Genomic DNA, 17,704 nt, shown 5'->3' with positions numbered 1-17,704 from the left:
GCGAGTACGCTTCGTCAGAGCAACGTGATGCCGTGCTGCCTGAATGGCTGCATTACTACAACTGGCACCGACCCCACATGGGGATCGGCAGCCAACCGCCTATTTCCAGAATCCCGCTGAACAACGTGGTGGGTTTACACAACTAACAGTCGACTCTACCTCGTCCCATTCCGGCATCCCTGTCGTGTGCCGGCAGCCCGCGGCGCGCTTACAACGCGTCCGCGTCCAACTCACCGGTACGAATACGCACCACACTGCCCAGGTCGTACACAAACACCTTGCCGTCACCAATCTTGCCGGTACCGGCGGCCTTCACGATGGCCTCAACCACGGCCTCCACCTGGTCATCGGTCACCGCCACTTCCAGCTTCACCTTCGGCAGGAAATCGACCACATACTCCGCGCCACGGTACAGCTCGGTGTGGCCCTTCTGGCGACCAAAGCCCTTCACTTCCGTCACCGTGATCCCAGTGACCCCACGCTCGGCCAGCGCTTCGCGCACGTCGTCGAGCTTGAACGGCTTGATCACCGCCATGACCATCTTCATCGTCTATCTCCTGTCTTCCGGCGTGGAGGATAGCGCCTGAACGCGGCCCGTGCGAAGCCGCTGCCGCCTGTCCGGGCAGTGGGTGCCAGCAGTATCCTTGTGCCTGAATGGCCTGCCCGCGCCGGATGCACGGGCCCACCCCCACGGAGCACCCCATGATCGACCTGAATCAAATCGATGACCTCGCCCGTCGCCTCAGCGACCTGGTGCCGCCGGGCCTGCGCGAATCGCGCGAGGAACTGCAGGCCACCTTCAAGAGCGCGCTGCAGGCCGGCCTGGCCAAGCTCGACCTGGTCACCCGCGAGGAGTTCGAAGTGCAGCGCGCCGTGCTGCTGAAGACCCGCCAGAAGCTGGACTCGCTGGAAACCGCCGTGCGCGAGCTGGAAGGGCGCGGCACCGCAGAATGAAAAAAGGAGGCGCACTGCGCCTCCCGTTTACAGATTATTTCCCGGATGGGGCCTTGCAGCAAGGCCCACCGGGCGCCCTAGACTCGCCGGCCTGTCGATCCGGCAGCACAGAGAGGGGCAGCAGCGATGGCGCAGGACACCGAATGGACACCCGTTTCGCATGACACCTGCGACCAGGTCGCCGGGCCGTTCTATCACGGCACCCGCGCTGATCTGGCGGTGGGCGAGCTACTGAGCGCGGGCTACCGCTCCAACTATCGCGACAGTGTGGTGATGAACCACATCTACTTCACCACGATTGCCAAGGGCGCCGGGTTGGCTGCGGAGATGGCCAGGGGCGAAGGGCGGCCGCGAGTGTATATCGTGGAGCCGACCGGGCCGTTTGAAGACGATCCGAATGTGACCAACAAGAAATTTCCCGGGAATCCGACGCAGTCATATCGGAGTGCGCAGCCATTGCGGGTGGTTGGGGAGATTGTGGAGTGGGAGCTCTACGACGCGGAGTTCGTTCGGCAGTTGAAGGCGTTTGTTGCTTCGGGGAGTGGGGAGATCATTAATTGATGGAGGAAGATCGGCGCGCCACTGTAGTCCTTACTTGCAAGACGTGCTGCCTGGTAGCTAACCCTTAAGCTGTCGCATCGTGGAGTCGAGCCCTCCAAGGAACGAGGCATCGTCGTCCGTCACAAGCGCGCGCGCACCAGCATCACTTAAGCCCGGCGCCAATTCTCGATTCCGCCCAACGGAATGAGATGGGAAGCGAGGCGCTGCATCGATGCGAGGTCTCCTCTGGAAACCCACTCCTCCATCCATTGCCTGTACATTGCTGCTTTGCCTATCTCGCGATAGTGATTCTCGACCAACGCCTGAGCGTGCCCGTCGCCAGAGCGGGCTTTGGCCTCCATCAGCGCTGCAGACTCGTGGCCGTAGCTTTCGCTTCTGCTCCCTGCAACCACATTGTTGTTGGTGCTACCGGGTTGAGTGCAGGCCAGAAGGCATAGCGTGAGACACATGAGCAAGGTCACTTTCGACAGCGCAAACATTCTGCCGCTCCGAATGCTTGAACGATACCAATAGCGCGACGAAGCACGGCGCATTGCATTCAATCGTGCTACGAAGCCGCTTCCATCGTCGCTGATCGATGCAGGCGAGATCATTTCAGCCAAACGCGGTCATCACGGCGCCTCAGCCCTTCTGCGCTACCACTTGAACTACCGTTAGCGCGGCCAGATCCGCGGGGAGAACAACCTGTACTGCAAACACTATCAGATCAAGTGCGTCCGGAGACTTGATTCTCATGACGCAGGTAGTGCTTGCGCGAAGCGAAGATCAATGAAAGGAGCCCAAGTCATATGCGACCGATTTGTCCAAACCCAGATCCGACGCGCCATCGGTTTAAGCTCCCAACCTAGTGGGCGACCTGCTGTCCATACCAGCGAGCTACAACCTAGCGCCCACAAAGCGCTCTATCGTGGTTCCGAGTTGAGGCGAAGGGCCTGTAGGTGCAGCGACCGTCCAGGGGCCTCCTGCCTTTCTGGGCAAAGGCGAAGAGCCTGCAAGGCTCTACCATCAATGCCCGTATCGGGTAGCCCGGAGCACGTTCCATGCACGCGGGTGCCTGATCCCGATAGCGGGCTACTACGAGTGGTCCATCAACCCGGACGACAAGATGAAGTACCCGGGGTTCATCCGTGCTGCGACGCCGCTGCGGGCTGCAGGCGCTTGGGGAAACGCCAGCAAGCTGGTGGGCGAGGACAATCTGGCCACCTTCACCGTGACCACCGGCGACAGCAGCAGTGTGACGGCGGACCTTCATGACCGCCCGCTAGTATGACTGGCACTTGGCCAGGCCGAGGATTGGATTAAGGCCGACGCCGATGGGGCCCACCTTGTCAGGCGCGTGGTGAGCACGCTTCGCAACAACAGCGAGGCCTTGCTCGTTCCCGTGGCATAGTAGCCAGAGAACGGCAACTAGCGAAGATCAATGGACCAGACTACCGCACATGCGAATCTGCAACATGCTCGCACGCGATTCTTCGTCGCGGGTGCGGCGTATGCATTGCTCACGGGATCGTCAAGCGGAAAGCTCATCCTCGAGCACGAGATCGTCTTCTCGGAAGCTGGATTCTTCGTTAATCTCAAAGGGGCGGAGAAACCAGCTGGAAATGCACGAATCGTCTCATTCAATCGCGCCACGGAAAAAGACGAGGCTGCAGCACTTCTTCAATTAGCTTTCCAGAAAGTTCTTAGCGACTCCGTCGACACTGTCAGGGCATATGCGCGCCATATCGGCGAATGGGAGAGCCTAAAGAAAGAACACTGGTTTGCGTTTGCACACCACCTACGCAACGCATTCAGTCACAATGGACGATGGCACTTTGAACGTCACGCGGTGGTCCCGGTGCAATGGCGTAGATATTCCATCGACCGAAGCATGCAGGGTGAATCCGCTAGCGCTTTCTTGTCCCATTACGATGGAACTGAACTGATGGCACAGATGATTCTTTACGTTTCAGGTATCGTCGATTACCGACAAATCCACATTCCGAAGCAACCATGTGCATGAGCAGGAGCACGAAGCTCCTCATCGGAGCCACGCCATTGCCAATATCATGGCACTGACGACGAGTGGTTCTGTCACCACCGACCACTCGGGCAACGAAGTTGGCTTGATTCGCTTGAACGTAGATCAGCTGACGGCGAGAGATTCACCCCTTCTAAGCCCCACACGCTCAACAGCTATCCATGTTCTTGCCCTGCCCGTCCTATCAATGCGCAGGCTGCGTCCGCAGCGCGCTTGACCCTCTGCGCAGCAGGTACACCGCAACAAGGAATGGCCACAGCGAGTTGATCGACGAGAACAGCCGCTGTGTCAGCCCCCTGAATCCCTCCGGATCCGCTCCCACCACGTTCAACCAGAGATAGACGATGCCCGCGATGCTCACCATAGCGGTCACGGCGTACGCCCTTCGGTTGGCCGACCACGCGCTCAATTCGATGTGCGACATCGCCGGTGCAATGATGTTGGCGATACCGATGGTGTAGAAGCCGTGCATCGGATCGCCCATGGGCCAGAGCCCGTTGGTCAGCATGGAAATGCCAAAGACCAACCAGCAGATTGCACCTACTGCAATCCGGCGACCGGACTCCCGCCATACCCCGATGGAGAACGCCACGAAGCCCATACCGGAGCCGATAGCCGCAATCCTGCCGCAGATGCTTGCAAGCGTTGGCGCCTGCAGCAGCTCGCTGGCGTGCTGGGCAAGCGGGTTGTAACCCGGCGCGAACAGGGCAGCAACGCTGGTCCAGAACAGGAACCACGGAAGCGGGAGCAGACCCGCAGACAGAAGAAGTCGATTGCGGCGTAACACGTCCAGTGATCCTTGTAGCGGCCTGCGCCAGTGGGTGGAGTCCGTTCAAACGCCGCAGAACCTTCCTGCTGCGGGCAGGACAGTTCCTGGTGACTACAACGGTAGTCAGGTTCTGCGTGACGCCCCACGGGGTCAATAGGCAGAAAGTCACTCACGCATGGAGGCGAATTACGCGGCATCCATCAGCGACCGTCAGACCAATGCTGTCGCATTTGCCGCGCCCTACATCTCTGACGGAAGGTTCTGACGACTCCGTTCCAGAAGTGCCGCTGCGCCTAGCACACCAAGGCTCTCGCCCCTTTCCACGCTATGCGACAATGCCAAAAGCGTCTCGGGTTTTGGCGGCATTGACCCCTACCCGTTGGCATTCCGAACAACAGCAGGTAATCGTTACTGCGCCACCGTGCATCGGTGGTCGGGACTCGAAAACCCGTTTTGTTGGGAAGTAGTTTGCGCTTGCCAGCCGGCACCACCGCGCGTGGTGCCGGCTGGCAATCCGTCTGCCGGCTATGGCGGGCGGGGCGTGGGGGTCTTGTACGCGCCGGTTCCCAACATCCGGTTTTCGAGCCACGCTCTGCCCGCCACCTTTATCGGTGGCGGCTTCTGCCTGCTTGCACGGAGCCCGCCATGACCACGCCGCACTCCCCTCCCCCGCGCCCGATCCAGGAAGCGCCCTCGGCCGCCCCGGCCCTGGATCCCAACAGCCTCATCGCCATCCTGCACGCCATCGGCGCGGGCGCTGCGGCCGACGGCCAGCCCTGGCCCGAGCGGCATCACCTGCGCAGCCGGCAGATGGCGTTGTCCGACGCCGACTGCGCACTCACTGGCCAGCGCATCGTGCAGGAGATCCTGCTGGCGGCCGAACGCACGCGCCAGAACGGTGAGCCTGAGCAGTACGTGGGCGACCGGGTGATGGAGGGGCTGGTGATGGCCGATCTGGCGCTTACTGCGTTCATCCACGAACGGGTACGGCCCAAGGACTGAGCGCTTGTGGCGCGTACGTTTCTGCCTGTGTCTGGGGTGACAAATGAAGAACCACAGCCTTGCCGCTGCGGCGGTGTGCGCCTCGATCATGGCGGCGGTGTGGATGGGGTGGCCCGAGCCTGCGGGCGATCAGGTGTGGGCCTACCAGAAGCTGCGGCCGGCCGATTACCGCCTGCTGCACAGTGATGCACTTGGCTTCGTGACCGCGAAGGCCCACGAGGGCTTTGAACTGCACGCGCGCCATGCCGGGGCGACGTCCTTCGAGATCCGGTGCAAGGGCGTGCTGGTGATGGACGTGGAGAACGCGCCCTCGCGCGTGCTGATCCGCATGCCTGCCGATGCACGGTGGCGGGCGCCAGACATCGAGCGTCTGCGCACCAGCTTCGAGCGTTGGCTGGATCTGCACCAGAGCCAGGGGCGGTTGCTGGTGGAAAGTGCGGGGCCTTCGTGGGTTGAGGCACGGCTTGGGCGCCTTGACAGGTCGGTGCCTGATGACCAGCGCTGCGTGTTCAGGGACCCAGGCCACCCTCGGCTGGAATCTCCCTCGTCATTCCGCCTATCCAGCAGACCATTGCAGGCAGTGAAAGGAATGGCAGCATCATCCTCGGCATTGCTCCGAAATTCCAAAAGAGCCGCGTGAACCACGTGCCCTCGGCACCGTTTCGGCGCAACTTGTGGCTGCGCAGAAGCCCCGCTAGCATCGGCTCAACGGTTTTTCCCGTTCTGCCCACGCATCCATGATGGAAGCCCCCGTGACCGAATCGACCGCCACTGAAGTTTCAGCCGAAGCCGCATCTCACAAGGGCGAATTCTTCCTGATCGACGCAGGCTTGCTGAGCAACGGCGGGGTACCCGGTATAGAGATCGCCAACGAAGACAAGCTGATCGATCCGGGGATGAATGTCATCTCGCGTCCTGATGGAACGCCAGGCCAGTATCCGGAGCGCCCCCACCTGGTTCATGTGCCCGAGAAGGGCGCAATGCCACGCGATCTGGAAGAGCTCGCTGGCATCTGGATTGTGTCGGAACCGTTGAAGCAGCTGTTTGAGCAGATGGACCCCCAGGCGTTTGCCTTTGTGGCCTGCGACTTCAGCCTTGCCGACGGCAGCCCCGGGCCCCAGTACTACCTGGGCAATGTGCTGCGCAGGCTCGACGCCCTGGATGAAGCCTCGTCCCGCGTGAGAATCAAGCTCGACCACAATTATCAGACCGGCGAGGACGAGAAGCTTTACAGCCTCGTCGGCGGCGCCAGCCTGGTGTTCAAACAGGACGTTGTGGGTGATGCCCATATCTTCCGCCAGGATCGCATGGGCGCACCGCCCATCTGCGACCGCGCGATGTTTGATGCATTGAATGCCGCCAACTTCTCCGGCGTACGGCTGCGCGATGTAGCCGATCTCTAGGACGAGCTCCTTCAAACGGATTCTTGAATGAGGTGGTGCGCATGGCCGACACACCGGTTTTCCAGGGACACCATCTGATCGAACAGAATGCGTTCGAACAAAGCCAGCTGCTGAAGTCGCTTGCCAGGAGTGGTCATTTCACGCTCCACGGTTCCGACAACATCCTCAACCTGCCCGCGAACCCCGCGCTGGCAACCCGGTTGGGTATATCGCCGCACTCGGGCGGCCCGTTGAGTGCGTACTCGGATCAACTGAAGTTCGTTCTCGACGACCTCGCAGAAACCTACGATGGCCGAGCGCTGTTGGCGAAGGATTCTGCGCCGGATGTGCGCGCTGCCGCCGCCGAGCGTATGGCTGCCCGCATCCAGAACCTGGAGTTCACGCTTCGCGCCGGCATCCTCAACGGCGACCTGGTCACCAACACGCCGGAGAACATGACCCCGGCCGAAGCCAACGCCAGGATCCGCACCTTCTTCGCCGATCTGGACGGCTACCAGCGCACCCACGCCGCGCAGATTGCGGAACTGAAGACCCTCAACCCGACCGAGTTGCGCTGGCGCGGCGTCACCCACTCCGAAGCCAACGTGACGGCGGCGCTGGATGCCATCGACCAATCCGGCAACTCCACCCTGAGCGAGCGCTGGGGGGGCCGCGCATCGTTGGGCACCGCAATCCAGGAGGCCAACCAGGGCGGCCGCCTGCCGCTGAGCGAGCACACCGCGGCCCGCGTGCGTACGGCGTTCAACCCGGAGATGCCACTGACCATCGTGCGCCCTGGCCCGGCAACCACCGCTCCGGAACTGGCCGGCTCTGCTGGGCGCGCTGGCGCTGCGGAAGGCGCCGCCGAAGCTGCCGCCGCGCGCGGACAGATCACCGGCGCGCGCGTACTCGGGGCCGCGGGTGTTGCCGCACTGGCCGTGGACTTCGCCATCACCGGCCACCGCGTGGCCGAGTTGCACAGCGAGGGCAACAACGCCGGCGCAAAATCCGCGGCCACCCACTTCGTGGGGCGCACTGCAGGCGGCTTCGGTGGCGGCTTCCTGCTGGGCGCGGGGTACGGATTGTTCACCGGATCGTGGACCGGGCCAGGTGCGCTGGCTACCGGGCTGCTGGGCGGCGTGGCCGGTGGCTTCGGCGGTGAGTACTGGGCTCAGTACCAGGACAAGAAGGCGGTTTACACCCAGGTGGACCGCAGCGGCAACGAATGGAGCCGCGATCCGGAAGATGCCAAGGGCACCTGGAGCCGCAGCGTGCGCACACCGCAGCCCGACGGAAGCTACCGCGAGATCACGATGGTCGCCGGTGGCCGGCTGCTGGATGAGCTGAACTACAAGGCCGCCAACGACTCATATTCACTGGGCATGGCCAACCTGCCCAAGCCGCAGAACCCCTTCAAGCTTGATGCAGGCGGCGAGAGCACGCCGCCGCGCGAGCCGTTTGAAACCAACCGCCACTACGTGCGCAATCCGCACAACGGCGAATGGAACCTCTCCATCCACTCGATGATTGATGGACGCGTCCCTTTTGACTACAGCGTGCCTGTCAGCCCGGAAAAGTCGGGCCAACTGGAACGGGAATCGCAGCGCATCATTGCCCAGAACGCCTTGAACACTCCGGAGGCGCTTGCCGCCCGTTACCAGGTGGCGTTCAACCAGTACAACTGGCACGAGTTCGCCACCATTGAGCCGGTACCGGAGGTGATCACCAACGCGCTGACCCAGACGCAGCCCCTGCGCGCTTCCAACGGCGAGAAGTACACGCAGGACCCCAACGGGCAGTGGCAAACGCCGGGTTGGCTGTATGGCACCAACCCGGCCGAGGGCAGCATCGTCGAGGAGCTCAATCGTACGCGCCAGAGCCAGCAGGCCGGCGTACAGGAGCTGACGTCCATGGCCGACATCGCCCGGGCCAACCCCACGCCAACCGAATACGGCCTGCGCAGCCAGGTGGTGGACGCCTACCGTAGTGCCGGCATTGTGCGCAGTGCAGAAGAGATTGATGACGCCGTAGCCGCCGTTGCCCAGGATCATGCAAGCGCCGTGCCCGACTTCGGTACGTTCATGCTGCAGGTGCAAAAGGATGGCTCGCTGGCCACACTGGCCGGGAAAGATGACGAGCGCATGCAGATCGTCTGCGTCACCACGCCACAGGAGATTGCCCAGGCACACGTGCAGCGCTCGACTGCGGAGCAGCAGCCCGCGGATGCCCTGCCGCGCGCGCCAACTTCACCTGAGCCCGCACCGAGTGCATCGCCGCCACACACCTCCAGGCCTGCCACGCAGCACGACGCTGACGTAGACCGGCACCCCGGCACGGCCCTGCGCCCAGATGGCAGCGGGCTGCTGGAACAGCTGCGCTCGTCGGTAGCCATGCTGGATGAGAAGAACAACAAGCCGTGGGACCAGAGCAGCGACCGCCTGCTGGCCAGCGCCTACCGGCTTGCAGCAGAAGCCGGGTTCAAGCCCGGCGACCAGGTAGACATGGCACTGAGTGAAGCCACCGAAACCCGTGCTGCGGGCGCCACGCTGTTCGTGACGCGCTCAGGACCGGGCGCGTCATCGGACCCCGCCGCCAACCGGGTGCAGATGCCAACACAGGAGGCCCTGGCGGTCGCACCGGAGCAGCAGTATGCAGCGGCCAACCGGAGCCTCGGCGCTCAGGATCGGGAGCAGTCGCAGCAGCTGGCGCAAGCGCAGGAACGGCAGCAGGAAGAGAGCCGGCAGGGGCCGCGGTTGGGTTGATGGCAACGTGACGCTTGGGTTCTTCATGAGAACGCCAGGGTTCCTGCCTGGACGGAATCAGGCGAATGCTCCCTCCGAACATCTCAAGCCTTCCGGGCGTTAGCCCGCACTCCCGAGCGTGCCCATTGCTGGGAGTGTCACGGCACTACCGCTCTGATCTGCGAGGTCATACACCACCAATGCCTCGTCTCCAGTTCCGGCGCGGCACTTCAGCGCCCCCCTGTTGTCCCAGGCGGCGGACCCTCCCGTCATCTCGAATCCATCGGCATGGCCCACGCCGTTGCATACCAACACGCTCATCCCAAGCTCCCGCGCGACTGTTGCGTAGTGGCGGTGAGCCCGCTCCATACCGATCATGTTCTTTGCAACACTGGCAACGTAGACCGTCGCTCCCGCGTCCTTGGCCCGCAATGCACTTTCCATCTGTAGCGACTCGAAGCAGATGGCGGGGACCAGAATTTCCTGCCCAATGGTTACTGACAGGGACGTGGTTCCTGCCTTGAAATAAGGTAGTTCGTCGGGATGCAGCATCTGCTTGGTGTAGACAGCCGGTGCCTGACCGCTGCGGAAGACGAACATGCCGATCTCCGGCCTATCGTTGCCACGATATGGCCCACCGACTGCGACCAGAATCTGGTGCCGATCGCTCAGAGACTGGAATACCTCCAGACGCGCGTCATCTGGGGTCATTGCCAGCTGTTCGGCCAACCGCGGCTCATAGCCGGTCAGCGACATCTCCGGAAAGAAGACCGCCGCACCGCCACACGAGACGGCCCGTTCAATGAAGTGCACGTGCCGTTCGATATTGCCATCGATGTCGCCAGGGGCTGATCGCATCTGTGCTGCAACAATCTTCATTCCATCCTCTCTACTCAGACGCAGGCCGAAGCAAGAACCGCCTCGTACGCTGATTATGCAACCGCCGGTTGAGTGCATCCATCGGGGATCGAGGCGCGATTTTGACGCTTCAGCGAGGCGACTCCTGATGCGCAGCGATGACTATTCAGAGCGAAGGATCGCCCTTGACCGGAATCCCCCTAGCCGTTTCACCCGCAATGCCCGATGGCGCCGTGCCGAATGCCTGCCGCACCATCGAACATCCATCCGCAGGAAACCACACATGAGCCTGGCGCTGGTCCACAGCCGTGCCCGCGCCGGGGTCGATGCCCCGCTGGTGCGGGTGGAAGTGCATCTCTCTGGCGGCCTGCCTGTCACCCAGATCGTGGGCCTGGCCGAAACCAGCGTGCGCGAATCCCGCGAGCGTGTGCGGGCCGCCCTGCTCTGCGCTCGCTTCGACTTTCCACAGCGGCGCATCACCCTGAATCTGGCGCCCGCCGACCTGCCAAAGGAAGGCGGGCGCTACGATCTGGCGATTGCCTTGGGCATTCTCGCGGCCAGCGGCCAGGTCGATCCGCAGTCGCTGCTGCAGTACGAGTTTCTGGGCGAGCTGGGGCTGACCGGCGAGCTGCGGCCGGTGGCCGGTGCACTACCGGCCGCGATTGCAGCCGCTGAAGCCGGGCGCATCCTGGTGGTGCCGCCCGGCAATGCAGCAGAGGCTGCGCTGGCCGAGCACGCAGACGTGCGCGTTGCGCGCACGCTACTGGAATGCTGCGCCGGGTTGGGCAATCCGCGCCTGTTGCCGCCCGTGGAACGCGTGGACACGACACCGTTGCCACTACCCGATCTGGCCGACGTGCGCGGGCAGGCGCATGCACGACGCGCATTGGAAGTGGCTGCCGCCGGTGGGCACCATCTGTTGTTGATCGGCAGTCCTGGCTGCGGCAAGACCCTGCTGGCTTCGCGCCTGCCCAGCCTGTTGCCGGATACCGAAGAGACTGAGGCGCTGCAGCTGGCCGCGATTGCATCGGTGAGTGGCGAAGGACTGGACCCGCGACGGTGGCGGCAGCGGCCCTTTCGGGCACCGCATCACAGTGCCAGTGCGGCGGCGCTGGTGGGTGGGGGCAACCCGCCCTGCCCCGGTGAGATATCACTGGCCCACCATGGAGTCCTCTTCCTTGACGAGCTTCCAGAGTGGAACCGCAGCGCACTGGAAACCCTGCGCGAGCCACTCGAGTCCGGCCACATCCGCATCGCCCGCGCAGCACGCAGCGTGCAGTACCCCGCGCGGTTCCAACTGGTGGCCGCGATGAATCCCTGCCCGTGCGGCTGGGCCGGTGACCGCAGCAACCGCTGCCTGTGCAGCGATGAACGGATCAACCGCTATCGCGCACGGGTGTCCGGTCCGTTGCTGGACCGCATCGATCTGCATATCGGCGTGACGCGGATGGACGCGGTGGAGCTGCGGGAAAGCACGCCACTGGGTGAGCCCAGTGCTGCGGTGCGTGCACGGGTGGAGGCCGCCCATGCCCGGCAGCAGGCGCGTGGCGCGCTCAATGCGCATCTGCCGCCAGCGGCGCTGCGTGCGTGCACCAAACTGAGCGAGGCCGACCAGGATCTGTTGGAGCAGGCCATCGAGCGTCTGCAGCTTTCGGCACGTGCGATGCATCGAATCCTGCGGGTGGCGCGCACGATTGCTGATCTGGCGGGTTGCGAAGTGATCCAGACAGCGCATCTGGCTGAGGCTATTGGTTACCGGCAGTTGGACCGGGGAAAGCCCTAGAAGCACCGTCCCGAGTGGTCGTTGGTAGAGTCGACTGTTAGTCGACTCGCGCGCGAAGCGCGGTCTCCTGGTGGGCCGACGCGAAGAGCAGTCGACTAACAGTCGACTCTACCAGGAGCGGGTCATGGCCGCCTGGCGGCGCTAATGCCGCCCCGCCATCACGCCGCGGAATCCACCCGCCCACGCTTCGCCAGCAGCGCCACCCGACGGCTGACCAGCGCGTGCAGCTCCGCCAGCTCCGACGCCCGGTCAGCCGTCATGTTCCCGCCAAACAGCACCCGCGACAACGCCGCCTCGTCGCTGTCGTCCGGGTGCTGCCACCGGTCCCGGTACACCTTCTGGCACACCAGCCAGGCCAGCCGCAGCCCCCCACCGGGCAACGGACGGACCACGCGCTCGTAGACGTGCCAGAACTGGTACTCGGCCTCCAGGTCGATCACAGGCGTCACGGACAGCGCCTGCCTGGGCCGTCCTGGGCCCCGGATGCCGAACAGCAGGGTTCGCGGGTTGTGCTGTGCCATGCCAACAGGATGACCCAGCAACATTGTGGGAACCTTGCGTCGCTGCCGGAAAATCGCTGCCGGCCGCGCAAAGCTGGGTCTGGGGTCAGAGCCCTTTGCTGCGCAAAGGGATCTGACCCCGATCACGGGATGGCTGCGGGGTCGGATCCCTTTGCGCAGCAAAGGGCTCTGACCCCGGCCTTCGTTGCCTCAGAACGTCATCGAGGTACTGAACATCAGCTGCCGTGGCGCGCTGCGCTGCAGGGTCTGGTAATCCCCCGAGAACGACGAGCCGGCGATGGTGGCGGTGCCGATGTTGTGGCGGTTGAACAGGTTGCTCACGTCCAGCCGCAGCTCCAGGCCGGGCACCGCGCTGTCCGTACCGAAGCGGTAGGCCGCATAGGTGTTGACCTGCCAGAAGGTCGGCACGCGGATGTCGTTCTCGTAGGTGAAGGGCTGGCGCAGGTACGAGGTGCTGGTGGCACCAAAACGCCAATCGCCGAAATGCGCCGACAGGTCGCTGACCAGCGAGATCTGCGGGTAACCCGGCTGGGCGTTGCCCTTGATCGGGTACACCGTGTCGCCCACCACGAAGTCACTGTCGTAGTAGGAACGGGCCACGGCCACGCCCTGGTAGAACTGCAGGTGGTCGCTCAGATCGGCGGTGATGCCGAGGTCGGCACCGATCACGTGCATCTTCGGCATCAACCGCACGGTATTGATCTGTGCGAACTGAGTGCCGATGGCGGCCGACAGTAGTCGGTTGCGGACGTCGTTGTAGAACACATCGCCGGTGATCGTCAGCCGGTCGAAGCGATGCGACGCGCCCACGGTGAGGTTCCAGTTCTTCTCCGGACGCAGCGTGCCCGCCACGCGATCGAACTCTTCCTGGTCGGTGATGGTCCAGGCCGAGGCGGTGTAGCCGATGTTGCCGCGCTGGGCGACGCGGTAGCCGTTCATGGTGTTGGCCAGGTCGATGAAGGCATCGGTGGATTCGGTCGGGCTCCAGAACAGCGAGACATGCGGCAGGAAGTTGCTTTTCGCGCGCAGCGTGCCGTTCACCGGCCGGTCCTTGGCGTCACCGAGACCGCCGCCGCTGGTGCGGAAGTCCACGGCCTTGAAGCCGACACCCAGCTTCAGTGTGTCGTTCAGCACGATGTCGTCCTGCAGGTAGAACTGGCGCGAGCGGGTCACCCAGCTCGATGCGTTGTCGGTCTTGAACGCGGGACCGTACACATCGAACGGACCGGTGGCCTTCAGCGGCGGGCCCTTGCCCAGCAGTGGCTGCTGGTACCACTCGGTCTTGGCGGCGGCCTTGCTCTTCTCCTGCCAGAAACCGGCGGTGAAGGTGTGCGCGCCGGTCTCGAACTGCAGGTTGAGCATGCCGCCCAGCCGGTTGAGGCGCGGGGTCTGCACCTGTTCGGAGAACGGCGCGCCGTTGGGCGACGGCACGTTCGGGTCGGTCAGCGTGGCCTGGGTGTGGCTGTTGGCGTTGTACAGCTGCACGTTGCCGCTCAGCGCCGGCGTGATCTGGAAGCGGTGGTTGATCGAGGACACGCGGTCACGCGTGCTCTGGCCGGTGTCGTAGGGAATCAGCCCGGACAGCTCACCACAGGTATAGGCGCCGCAGGATTTGTCTGCGTTCTCCGGCGAGGCCACGTAGTACGCCCAAGCGTAGTCCGGGTAGAAGATGTCGGCCTTCCAGCCCAGCTTGCGGATCATGTCGAAGGAGATGTTGTTGTAGCCCCAGACCTTGGCCTTGCTGTCGGACAGGAACACGGTGAAATCGCCCCAGGCGACGTCCTGCTGGAGCTTCAGGTCGCCGCGCAGGAAGTTCTGCGTGCCCTCGCCCTGGTACTTGTCGGCGGACACACGCTGCAGGTCGACCAGCACTTTCGGGCCATGCTCGCCGAGCTGGCCGCTCTGCCCGGATACGGTGGTGACCAGCGTGTTGTTGCTGCCCACGCCCTGCTTCACGCGCAGGCTGGGCGTGTCCTGCAGCTCGCGCAGGCGGTATTCCAGGCTGCCGCCGTTGACGCTGCTGGAGAACACGCTGACCGGTGCGCCACCGGGGCTGACCGTGATCGCGCCGATGCCATCGGGCACGCCCACGTTCACCACGCTGGTGCCGGTGAGCGAGAGGAAGCCGTTGTCGTTCAGCGGCACGCCTTCGAAGGTGATGCCCATTTCGTTCATGCGGAAGCCGCGCACGAACAGGCTGGTCGCCGAGATATCCAGGCCCAGCCCATCGGTGGCGGTATAGCTCGCGCCCGGCACCTGCTTCAGCATGGCCAGGCCGTTGTTGCCGGTGACTATCGCGTCGAGGTCTTCGGCCTTGATGATGTAGCGGTTGGGGCCGACCACCTGGGTCGGTGCCACGGCCGCACCGCGCGGCGTGGCGATCACCTGCAGGGCGTTGAGCGTGGTGGGCGAGTCGTGCGCGGCATCGTGCGTTTCTGCGGCGTACGCAGGTGCGGTGATGGCCGCGATGATGGCCAGGGCGAGGCGCGTCGTGGGTGGGGTGTTCATGGGCAGATCCAGGTGCAGGGAGAGAGCGGCGCAGGCGCACGCCCAGCGCGTTGCAGCACCGGTGTCGGCGCCCTGGCTGGCGGTGCGATCGCGTTGAGGGGGTGACGGCGCGCTGCGCGCCGGTCAGCAGACGAAGACGATCATCTGCCGTGGGATTCGGTGGGGTGATTTCGACGTGCGAAATTCTTGCATCGCACTGCCGCATCCGCCATTGCACCGTGGTACAGCGCGGCTATACGCAGGTATCGTCCTGTCCGGTATCTTCAGATACCCGATTCCATATTGGCAGGAGCCTTGATGACCCGCTGGACCACCTGGAAAGCAATAGCCAGCGTTGGCATGATGTTGCTTTCGTGCATGGAAACTGCGCTATCGCACGACAGAGTTGAAGTGCGTTCCCCACAGCGTCTGGATGCCCTGATCGACGCGCTCGTCACCACGCCGTCGCCGATCAGCCCGGCCCAGTTGCATGAGCTGGGCATCATCGCGCCGTTTTCATTTGAGAAGGATGCAGGACCGCGCATCTACCGGTCACAGCCGATGCTGACCGCCGATGGCTTTGCCATCGATAACGTGGAGTATCGCGTTATACGCGGCGAGGACGATGAAATCCGCCTTCTGTTCGTCACGTTCGTGGATACGCCATGCTTCCCACTGGAGCGGTTGGCTAAGCGTTACACCCTGCAGCCATTCATCTATCCACCCAGCCATGGTGCGCCATTGATCGCGCGGAACCACGAGCAGCACCATTCGCTCACCGTAGGAGCGCAGGAGATCATCGTCCGCAGCCAGCGCGATGCTCCGCACTGCGTGCTGGGCCTGAGGCGCTGAGCGCCGCTTGGCGCCTCAACGCAATACGTAGGCCTCAATGGCGTGCGCCACGCCGTCATCAGCATTGCTGCTGGTCTCAAACCGCGCCACCGCCTTCACCGCATCAATGGCATTGCCCATCGCCACGCTGGTACCGGCGTACTGCAGCATGGTCAGATCGTTTTCCTGGTCGCCGATGGCCATCACGTTGGCGCGGTCGATGCCCAGATGCTCGGCCAGCTTCTGCAGGCTCGGGCCCTTGCCGGCGCGGTGGTCGAACACTTCCAGGAAGAACGGGGCGCTCTTCAGTACCGCGAAGCGCTCGGTCAGCTCGCTGGGCAGGCGCGCGATGGCGGCATCCAGCACGTCCGGCGCGTCGATCATCATCAGCTTGATGAAGGACATCGACGGGTCCATGTCTTCCACGCGGCGATACGACAGCGGCATCCGCGAAAGATGCGAGTCGGCCACGGTGTAGTAGCTGATGTCCTGGTTGGGCGTGTACATGCGCTGGCTGTCCAGCGCCTGGAAGTGCACGCCCAGGTCGCGGGCGACCTGCTCGCAGAACAGGAAGTCGTCGAAGCTGAGCGGGTACTCGACCACGGTTTCGCGCGTGCCGATGCGCTGCACCAGGCCGCCATTGCAGGCGATGCAGTAGTCGTCGTTGCCGGTGATGCCCAGATCGTGCAGGTACGGCGCCAGGCCCGGAACCGGGCGGCCACTGGTCAGCACGATGTGCACGCCCAGCGCGCGCGCCTGCGCGATGGCCTTCCTGGCGCGTGGGGTGAGCTGGTGCGACGGGTCCAGCAGGGTGCCATCCATGTCGATGGCGACCAGTTCGATGGTCGATTGCCTGCGGCCCATGTCCATTGCGTTCAACTCGTGCGGGGCACGCCAGTTTACCCCCTCATGCCCGGTTCACCTCTTTGCCCACGTTGGCCGGGATACTGCAGGAGCCTGTGCGTCCCCCACCGCAGGACGGCCCGCTGACCGCCCTTCCCTGGAGAAGCTTGCGACGCATGACCTACCGTGCCCCCGAAACCGACGACAGCGCCCCCCTGGCCCAGCAGATCGAGCAGATGATCGACGAGCTGCCCGGCGAACAGGTCAGCGTCGGCACCCTGCTCAGCGCGCTGGGCGATGAAGGCCTGCTGCTGATCGTGATCCTGCTGTCGGCCATCTTCATCATCCCGGTGTCGATTCCCGGGCTGAGTACGGTGTTTGGTGCCTCGATCCTGCTGATCGGCCTGAGCCGGGTGCGCAACCGCCCGCTGTGGGTGCCGCAGAAGCTTGCGCGCCGCGAGATCGCCACCGACAAGCTGAAGGCCAACCTCGGCCGTGCGCTGAAGTGGGTGCACCGCATGGAGCGGTTGTCGCGGCCGATGCGGCTGGCGGTGATGGTGCGCTCGAAGAAGATGATGCGCCTGAACAACCTGATGCTGGTGTTCGCGACCCTGCTGCTGATGGCGCCGGCCGGACCGATTCCCTTCAGCAACACGCTGCCGGCACTGGCGCTGATGTCGTTTGCGATTGGCTTCATCCAGCGCGATGGTGCGGCGGTGGCCGCCGGTTATGGTTTCGTGGTGGCCACGGTGGTGTATTTCGGCGTGCTGCTGGGTGGCGTGGGGTTTGCTGCCGAGTCGGTGTTCAGCGGGTTCCGGGCACGCTGAACCCGGTGGCAGAACCGGCAGGGCGGAGTCGACAGTGTAGTGTCGACTGCCCTTCGCTGCTTACCGGGGAAGCACGCGCTGCGCGCTCGAGTCGACTGACAGTCGACTCTACCGGATGTTCTCCG

The 17,704-nt window shown here is 63.8% G+C and carries 19 protein-coding genes; 12 read left to right on the top strand and 7 right to left on the bottom strand.

The window, feature by feature from the left end; genetic code table 11:
* A partial coding sequence (locus AC5P9L_RS19580) for an integrase core domain-containing protein (RefSeq protein ID WP_495203762.1) occupies positions 1–146 on the top strand: 146 nt, incomplete at its 5' end.
* 62 nt (positions 147–208) lie between these two features.
* On the opposite strand, the gene AC5P9L_RS19575 is transcribed toward AC5P9L_RS19580, so the two are convergent.
* Positions 209–547, bottom strand: a complete 339-nt coding sequence (locus AC5P9L_RS19575; RefSeq protein ID WP_005411374.1) for a P-II family nitrogen regulator — start codon at positions 545–547, stop codon at positions 209–211.
* A 155-nt stretch (positions 548–702) separates the two neighbouring features.
* On the opposite strand from AC5P9L_RS19575, the gene ubiK reads away from it, so the two are divergent.
* Both ubiK and arr read left to right on the top strand, forming a co-directional pair.
* On the top strand, positions 703–954 hold the full coding sequence (gene ubiK / locus AC5P9L_RS19570; RefSeq protein ID WP_495230695.1) for a ubiquinone biosynthesis accessory factor UbiK: 252 nt from the start codon (positions 703–705) through the stop codon (positions 952–954).
* Between the two features lie 126 nt (positions 955–1,080).
* Positions 1,081–1,515 carry an NAD(+)--rifampin ADP-ribosyltransferase gene (gene arr / locus AC5P9L_RS19565; protein ID WP_100438212.1) on the top strand — a complete coding sequence of 145 codons (435 nt, stop codon included), beginning with the start codon at positions 1,081–1,083 and terminating at the stop codon, positions 1,513–1,515.
* A gap of 146 nt (positions 1,516–1,661) precedes the next feature.
* Here the strand turns inward: arr and AC5P9L_RS19560 are convergent, their stop codons facing one another.
* Complete coding sequence (locus AC5P9L_RS19560) at positions 1,662–1,994, bottom strand: hypothetical protein (RefSeq protein ID WP_024957927.1); 333 nt, start codon at positions 1,992–1,994, stop codon at positions 1,662–1,664.
* Between the two features lie 491 nt (positions 1,995–2,485).
* On the opposite strand from AC5P9L_RS19560, the gene AC5P9L_RS19555 reads away from it, so the two are divergent.
* Together AC5P9L_RS19555 and AC5P9L_RS19550 are read left to right on the top strand one after the other, a co-directional pair.
* Complete coding sequence (locus AC5P9L_RS19555; protein ID WP_224119433.1) at positions 2,486–2,785, top strand: SOS response-associated peptidase family protein; 300 nt, start codon at positions 2,486–2,488, stop codon at positions 2,783–2,785.
* 150 nt (positions 2,786–2,935) lie between these two features.
* Positions 2,936–3,517, top strand: coding sequence for a hypothetical protein (locus AC5P9L_RS19550; RefSeq protein WP_138927662.1), 582 nt, complete (start codon positions 2,936–2,938; stop codon positions 3,515–3,517).
* Between the two features lie 202 nt (positions 3,518–3,719).
* On the opposite strand, the gene AC5P9L_RS19545 is transcribed toward AC5P9L_RS19550, so the two are convergent.
* Positions 3,720–4,322, bottom strand: a complete 603-nt coding sequence (locus AC5P9L_RS19545; RefSeq protein WP_227415814.1) for a DUF998 domain-containing protein — start codon at positions 4,320–4,322, stop codon at positions 3,720–3,722.
* Positions 4,323–4,949: 627 nt separating this feature from the next.
* Here AC5P9L_RS19545 and AC5P9L_RS19540 point away from each other — a divergent pair.
* The 4 genes from AC5P9L_RS19540 (at position 4,950) to AC5P9L_RS19525 (ending at position 9,450) form a co-directional block, all read left to right on the top strand.
* Entirely contained in the window at positions 4,950–5,306 is a 357-nt protein-coding gene (locus AC5P9L_RS19540) for a hypothetical protein (RefSeq protein ID WP_024957929.1), read from the top strand.
* A gap of 43 nt (positions 5,307–5,349) precedes the next feature.
* On the top strand, positions 5,350–5,946 hold the full coding sequence (locus AC5P9L_RS19535; protein ID WP_024957930.1) for a hypothetical protein: 597 nt from the start codon (positions 5,350–5,352) through the stop codon (positions 5,944–5,946).
* A gap of 100 nt (positions 5,947–6,046) precedes the next feature.
* A complete protein-coding gene (locus tag AC5P9L_RS19530) occupies positions 6,047–6,709 on the top strand; it encodes an imm11 family protein (protein ID WP_024957931.1) in 663 nt (220 codons plus the stop codon).
* A 41-nt stretch (positions 6,710–6,750) separates the two neighbouring features.
* Positions 6,751–9,450 carry an XVIPCD domain-containing protein gene (locus tag AC5P9L_RS19525; protein ID WP_227415815.1) on the top strand — a complete coding sequence of 900 codons (2,700 nt, stop codon included), beginning with the start codon at positions 6,751–6,753 and terminating at the stop codon, positions 9,448–9,450.
* A gap of 99 nt (positions 9,451–9,549) precedes the next feature.
* On the opposite strand, the gene AC5P9L_RS19520 is transcribed toward AC5P9L_RS19525, so the two are convergent.
* Positions 9,550–10,308 carry a carbon-nitrogen hydrolase family protein gene (locus tag AC5P9L_RS19520; protein WP_261280083.1) on the bottom strand — a complete coding sequence of 253 codons (759 nt, stop codon included), beginning with the start codon at positions 10,306–10,308 and terminating at the stop codon, positions 9,550–9,552.
* Positions 10,309–10,570: 262 nt separating this feature from the next.
* Between AC5P9L_RS19520 and AC5P9L_RS19515 the strand changes: the two genes are divergently transcribed.
* The gene (locus AC5P9L_RS19515; protein WP_012481486.1) at positions 10,571–12,070 is read left to right on the top strand and encodes a YifB family Mg chelatase-like AAA ATPase; all 1,500 of its coding nucleotides are present in this window, start codon (positions 10,571–10,573) and stop codon (positions 12,068–12,070) included.
* Between the two features lie 158 nt (positions 12,071–12,228).
* On the opposite strand, the gene AC5P9L_RS19510 is transcribed toward AC5P9L_RS19515, so the two are convergent.
* Both AC5P9L_RS19510 and AC5P9L_RS19505 read right to left on the bottom strand, forming a co-directional pair.
* On the bottom strand, positions 12,229–12,615 hold the full coding sequence (locus AC5P9L_RS19510; protein ID WP_099481399.1) for a hypothetical protein: 387 nt from the start codon (positions 12,613–12,615) through the stop codon (positions 12,229–12,231).
* A 165-nt stretch (positions 12,616–12,780) separates the two neighbouring features.
* Entirely contained in the window at positions 12,781–15,099 is a 2,319-nt protein-coding gene (locus tag AC5P9L_RS19505; protein ID WP_227415871.1) for a TonB-dependent receptor, read from the bottom strand.
* A 297-nt stretch (positions 15,100–15,396) separates the two neighbouring features.
* Here AC5P9L_RS19505 and AC5P9L_RS19500 point away from each other — a divergent pair, with 297 nt between their 5' ends.
* Positions 15,397–15,930, top strand: coding sequence for a hypothetical protein (locus AC5P9L_RS19500; RefSeq protein WP_133050235.1), 534 nt, complete (start codon positions 15,397–15,399; stop codon positions 15,928–15,930).
* A gap of 15 nt (positions 15,931–15,945) precedes the next feature.
* Here the strand turns inward: AC5P9L_RS19500 and yidA are convergent, their stop codons facing one another.
* Positions 15,946–16,779: a sugar-phosphatase gene (gene yidA, locus AC5P9L_RS19495; protein ID WP_043034255.1), complete on the bottom strand. Its 834-nt coding sequence runs from the start codon at positions 16,777–16,779 to the stop codon at positions 15,946–15,948.
* Positions 16,780–16,928: 149 nt separating this feature from the next.
* Here yidA and AC5P9L_RS19490 point away from each other — a divergent pair, with 149 nt between their 5' ends.
* Entirely contained in the window at positions 16,929–17,579 is a 651-nt protein-coding gene (locus AC5P9L_RS19490) for an exopolysaccharide biosynthesis protein (RefSeq protein WP_262101570.1), read from the top strand.
* Positions 17,580–17,704: the final 125 nt, after the last annotated feature.

It is taken from the genome of Stenotrophomonas sp. YJH_SMC_64, assembly GCF_059371375.1.
This window is presented reverse-complemented; position numbering and strand designations above follow the sequence as displayed.